The sequence below is a fragment of the candidate division KSB1 bacterium genome, assembly GCA_022562085.1.
In the GTDB taxonomy this organism is placed as follows: domain Bacteria; phylum Zhuqueibacterota; class Zhuqueibacteria; order Oceanimicrobiales; family Oceanimicrobiaceae; genus Oceanimicrobium.
On the sequence record JADFPY010000352.1, the window covers coordinates 1 to 4,701 of the forward strand.

Here is a 4,701-nt window from a genome sequence, read left to right on the forward strand (position 1 = left end):
AATGAACCGGGCCATAAACCGGAAGAATGGATTGTAGATTTCGCCATTTTCCGTGACGGTCAGCATTGTTCCACCTTCTGTCGAGATTAATTCATACGTCCATGTGCCACCGAACGGCAGGTTTTCATCAGCAATTGTTGTGACCATCCGCTTGGGTTGGCTAAATTCTGTGATTTCATAAGTCATGGAACCAAAATCGCTCAGTTCTTTCCAAACCGCGTGACCATTCCGGTCGGGCAATTGTTCCATGGATTTAAGCTCCTCACGCCAGGTTGGCGCGGCTGCAAAGTCCGTTATGGTATTCCAAACTTCTTCAGATGACTTATTGAATTTAGCCGACCGCGTGGCAACATGACCTTCCGGAAGCATTGAGCCGACAACCCAGACAATGGCCACGAGTCCAGCCAAAACCCCGAGAATAATCAACACCCACTTCATATGTCCTCCGATTTGTCTAAGATATTTTACTAAATTTTGATTGTTGGATTTGCGGAAAGTAGAACTTCCTATACTCATATATTAAATTTATTTTGATTTGTCAAATGAAAATTGATCGAAAGGGCATTTTTTGCCTGGCGGGAGACAAGGTTAAAATGAAGGGAGAATTTTATTTACGAGGTTTTCTAGTCTTTTTTACATTTTTGTAGGGAACAGGCAATGCCTGTTCCCTACCGGGTCGCTTATTAACTCGTCATTATTTCTTGAAATCCAAAGGCAAACCACCGGTAAAATAGTCGATATGTGATGCAGGGAATCTCTCAAATACCAAAAAGTAAGTTCAACGACCCTTTGCGGGAGGACCGAGCCTCCACCAAGCCCAAAACAGGCAGAGCGGAGGCACCACGTTCAGAGCCATCGAAGCATGGAAGCCGGCGAAACCGATCGCCCAGAGCACGTCTGCCGAGGCGATCGCCCCCTAAAGGAGAAGCGCAGGGCGGGTCCCTTGACCTGACTTTACCACGGCTCCAATGACAATGCCGCCGATCAGTAGCGTATGCCATCCCAAAAAGATCCATGCTCCTACCAGTGCCCGCGGCGTAAGCGGCTCCGGAATCGAGACGCCGGCTAGCGAAGAGGCTACCTGAGTCGCGCTTAACCCCTGGAGCAGACCCGCCAAGATGAGCATGCAGCCTCCAACGAGCGCAGGTGCGCGCCATTTGGTATCCGTGTTGTTACCTCCCTTTTCGAAGACCGAGCGAGATTAATAGCAATTAATTTTGTTAAACGCTCAAAACTTTTTGACTGGAATGCCGCAGAAACCAAAAAGTCAGCGCTCCCTGACCTATCAGTAGCATATTTATGGGAAAGAGATAATACTCAAAGTCGCCGGTGGTCTGACCGAGGTAAAACGCATGTAATGTTCCAAAGATTCCAAGAACCACCAGCCCAATCGAACAAAAAGACAGAAATTGTCGCAGATTGTTTTTGGAGCTTTTCAAGCGAACCACTGACCAGGTTAAAACTCCAACAAGTATAATAAACACAGAAACCAGAACTCTGGAAATATTCCAGAGAGCTGACCCGTCCGGGGACATAAAAACAAAGACGCTATTTAGGACGGCAATTAAAGAAGTGAAAATGGCTAAAATCAGCAATAATATGTTGATCATGTCAAACTCCATTTTTTAGTAAGAAATTGCAACCAGCGGCTTCTGCCGCCGGTCTATTGCATAAATAACGACGGAAATTAAAACGAATAAAAAGATTAGGACCTAAAATCTATATTTGACTGCTTATTTTAGGCTTTTATCAGGTTTTTCTTGAGTCGTGACAATTGAAAACCAATCAATGCTCCGAGTTACATACATAACGATCGCAAGAATAATAAAGAGGCCTATGCTTCCCATTAAGAGGGCGAAGTCTTGTAATTGTAAAACAACATATAAAAGTCCATATAATACCGTCAATAGTGCTCCAATGATTATTGTTTGGAGATTGCTCTTTAATACAGTTTTCGTATATGCAGTTATCAGTGTTACAATTCCTAGACTTGCAATTAGATAGGCATATTTAAATGCAACGTGTTCGGAAAATGATAGAAGCAAAGTATAAAAAACAAGCAAAGCAAAACCTATGAGAATATATTGAATCGGATGTATGATTTTTCTGTTTAAAAGTTCAATTAGGAAAAAAGATAAGAACGTAAGCGCAATAAACATGATAGCATATTTAGACATCCGCATTGTCTTTTGATACTCGTCAACTGGTATATATAGGTTTACTCCAAAATTTGAGTTTGTAGGGTTATATTGGTCTCCAATCCAATATTGAGGGTAATTTCGGTTTAAATGAAATATCTGCCACTTGGCTTTGAAACCATTCGAAAGGACATCATAGGTTTCGGGCAGAAAGTTACCTGTAAAACTTGGGTTTTGCCAGGTTGATGAAATATCAACTTGAGTTATTTTTCCAATGGGTGAAAACATTAAGCTCGAACTACCATTTAGATTTATGGCAGACGAAAATTTAAACTTATCATTAAAATTTTTATCGAAGCCTGGTTTAATGCTGATTCCTGATGCCAAAATATCGGTTGATTGGATGCTTGGGGTTGCATCATATTCTTTTTGATTCCACTTGATTTTTATTAAATTTTTGATGCCTTTCATATCAGAAATCCCGATGGCTATAAATGCATCATTCCATATCAATCGATCTGCCGGGATACCCAATCGTTCTACCCCGGCAATCGAAAAATTACCTTCAATTTGCAATTGTGCATTATACAATGCAACCTCATAGATTCCCCGGTATCTAATATCAGGGTTAATTGAAGCCTTAATCATTAGTTCATCCGGCAGAAAATGAATATATTTTGTTTTAGAGGTGTCTCTGAATGGAATACTTAGGATTGGTCCAGTTAATATTTGAGATCCTCCCCACTTTTGGCTGACTTCCTTTATAGCATTATCACGCCTGTCTTGCCTTTCAATAATAAGAGATTGGATCATATGTGCCGGTATCAAAAGTACAAGTGATAGGAGTCCGATAATAGTCAGTCTGAAACTTAGTGATTGCTTTATTCGATGTAGATTGTCCATGACGCATTGCCTCCAATTTATTTTCTTAAAATTTTAACGAATTCAAAATTCTCTGCTGAATTTCATCCAACTCCTCATTGTCGGTGCGAAACTCCAAGCCGAGATATTCATCCTGATGATCAACCACATAAGAGATCGTTCGCATATAAAAAATGGCGTCATAATGATTATAGACATATTTTAGACCGTTCCGGCCACCAAGTTCGATGCTTTTTTCCGGTTGATGTCCGAACCAGAGGCCGTGTTTTTTTCCCTGGTGCTCATCCGTGAATCGCAAGCTGAGCACCGGGTGGCCGCCGTACCGAAACAGGGTTCCGTGGGCATTCCGGTTTTCATCGACAGTGTAAATATCCGGGTAGCTCAAAGAGACTTTCATATCTTCATTTGAGTATATTTTCCAGTTTACGTCGCTGATTTCGGGATTTTCAGGCGCCCGGGACCGGCAGCCCAAAGTCAAAATAAAGCCGAGTAAAATTGCTGTGAGGACGCTTGCAAGTCGAATAAAAGATGGATTTTTCATGGTTTCTCCTTTTTTTGGTTTGAGCTAATTTGCATTTAAACCTTGCAGGTCTCAAAGACCTGCAAGGTTTTTCTTCTCTCTATTAAAAATAACTTTGTAATGCAGAGCTTGAGGTCAAAAAAATACGAATCATAAAGTTGATTCGCTCTAAATGTTACCCCTGAAAAGCCGGCTTTACAGAGAACAATTGTGCAGACGCTTTTTCCTCAGAAGTTGAAACAGCTTGGGCGGCTTTTTTTAAAACCTCTTCTAACGCCTCTAAGTAATCGACAAAACTCTGACGGCCTTTTTCTGTCAAAGAAAGCCGGGTGCAGGGTTTATTTCCAATGAAGAATTTCTTAACCTTGATGACTTTGGCGTCTTGCAAGGACTTTAAGTGACTGCTGAGGTTGCCGAATGTCAGTTCGCATTCCTCCTTCAGCTCGTTGAATGTCAGGCCATCCACTTCTCTGCACAACGCCGACATGATAGCCAACCTGCTCGGTTCATGAAAGATTCGTTTCAAGCCAACATAAACGTTTTCGTTTTTAAGGGGCATAACTTTTTCCCTTCCTATTGAATAAATTCAAGACCGTTTGTATAAAAGAGCCTTCTAATTTATCGTCGTAGTGAAAAATAATTCCGCCTACCCACTCTCCTGTAAAAAAGACAATTCCCATCGGCCACGGATTCAGGAATTTGACGCTAGGTGCAAGCAAAAAATAGCTGCCGCACGCTAAGTAAAAAATGCCCACAACCCAATAGATTCGCGGCAGCACCTGACGTGTAGCCAGACAAGTTATGCCAAATAATGACATCCACATGCCGAATAATAACTGGACCTGGCCCACTTTTACCAAAGCAAACGTCAAAGTCCCGCCCACGAAAAGGGCCGGTAACGCTTCGAGGGCGGGTCTAAGTTTGCGGAAGTCGCGCTGCACATTTGGGTCAAAAAGAAACCAATGAATTAAAGCGCCATAGTTCAGAACGAAGCCGACTGCAAAAACCACTGCCCAGACGACGAGGTGGGCTTTAACTGTTTCGGGGTACCCGGAAATTGAGAGAAATACAGCCGCAATTAAAGCAACGGTTCCGGCAATGGCTCTAGCTCTGCCGGAATACCCTTTGAAACGCTGCTTGTCCAGAATATTCTTTTGTAAT

At 42.2% G+C, this 4,701-nt stretch carries 7 protein-coding genes; all 7 read right to left on the reverse strand.

Annotated features, from left to right (window positions below; all coding sequences use genetic code 11):
* Positions 1 to 438 (reverse strand): SRPBCC family protein (locus IH879_19980; GenBank protein ID MCH7677207.1); only part of this gene is annotated, 438 nt, incomplete at its 3' end.
* Positions 439 to 916: 478 nt separating this feature from the next.
* Positions 917 to 1,126 carry a hypothetical protein gene (locus tag IH879_19985; GenBank protein ID MCH7677208.1) on the reverse strand — a complete coding sequence of 70 codons (210 nt, stop codon included), beginning with the start codon at positions 1,124 to 1,126 and terminating at the stop codon, positions 917 to 919.
* Between the two features lie 94 nt (positions 1,127 to 1,220).
* Positions 1,221 to 1,610: a hypothetical protein gene (locus IH879_19990; protein ID MCH7677209.1), complete on the reverse strand. Its 390-nt coding sequence runs from the start codon at positions 1,608 to 1,610 to the stop codon at positions 1,221 to 1,223.
* Positions 1,611 to 1,733: 123 nt separating this feature from the next.
* Positions 1,734 to 3,041, reverse strand: coding sequence for a cell envelope integrity protein CreD (gene creD, locus IH879_19995; GenBank protein ID MCH7677210.1), 1,308 nt, complete (start codon positions 3,039 to 3,041; stop codon positions 1,734 to 1,736).
* Between the two features lie 25 nt (positions 3,042 to 3,066).
* On the reverse strand, positions 3,067 to 3,561 hold the full coding sequence (locus tag IH879_20000; protein ID MCH7677211.1) for a hypothetical protein: 495 nt from the start codon (positions 3,559 to 3,561) through the stop codon (positions 3,067 to 3,069).
* A 154-nt stretch (positions 3,562 to 3,715) separates the two neighbouring features.
* Positions 3,716 to 4,099, reverse strand: a complete 384-nt coding sequence (locus IH879_20005; GenBank protein MCH7677212.1) for a transcriptional regulator — start codon at positions 4,097 to 4,099, stop codon at positions 3,716 to 3,718.
* Positions 4,089 to 4,701: hypothetical protein (locus tag IH879_20010; protein ID MCH7677213.1), on the reverse strand; the 613-nt coding region annotated here is incomplete at its 5' end. The genes IH879_20005 and IH879_20010, both read right to left, overlap by 11 nt.

What these genes read in the sequence shown, in the direction of transcription:
- IH879_19985 (MCH7677208.1), bottom strand. Translation starts at nt 1,126, where the DNA reads ATGCTCATCTTGGCGGGTCTGCTCCAGGGGTTAAGCGCGACTCAGGTA.
- IH879_19990 (MCH7677209.1), bottom strand. Translation starts at nt 1,610, where the DNA reads ATGATCAACATATTATTGCTGATTTTAGCCATTTTCACTTCTTTAATT.
- creD (MCH7677210.1), bottom strand. Translation starts at nt 3,041, where the DNA reads ATGGACAATCTACATCGAATAAAGCAATCACTAAGTTTCAGACTGACT.
- IH879_20000 (MCH7677211.1), bottom strand. Translation starts at nt 3,561, where the DNA reads ATGAAAAATCCATCTTTTATTCGACTTGCAAGCGTCCTCACAGCAATT.
- IH879_20005 (MCH7677212.1), bottom strand. Translation starts at nt 4,099, where the DNA reads ATGCCCCTTAAAAACGAAAACGTTTATGTTGGCTTGAAACGAATCTTT.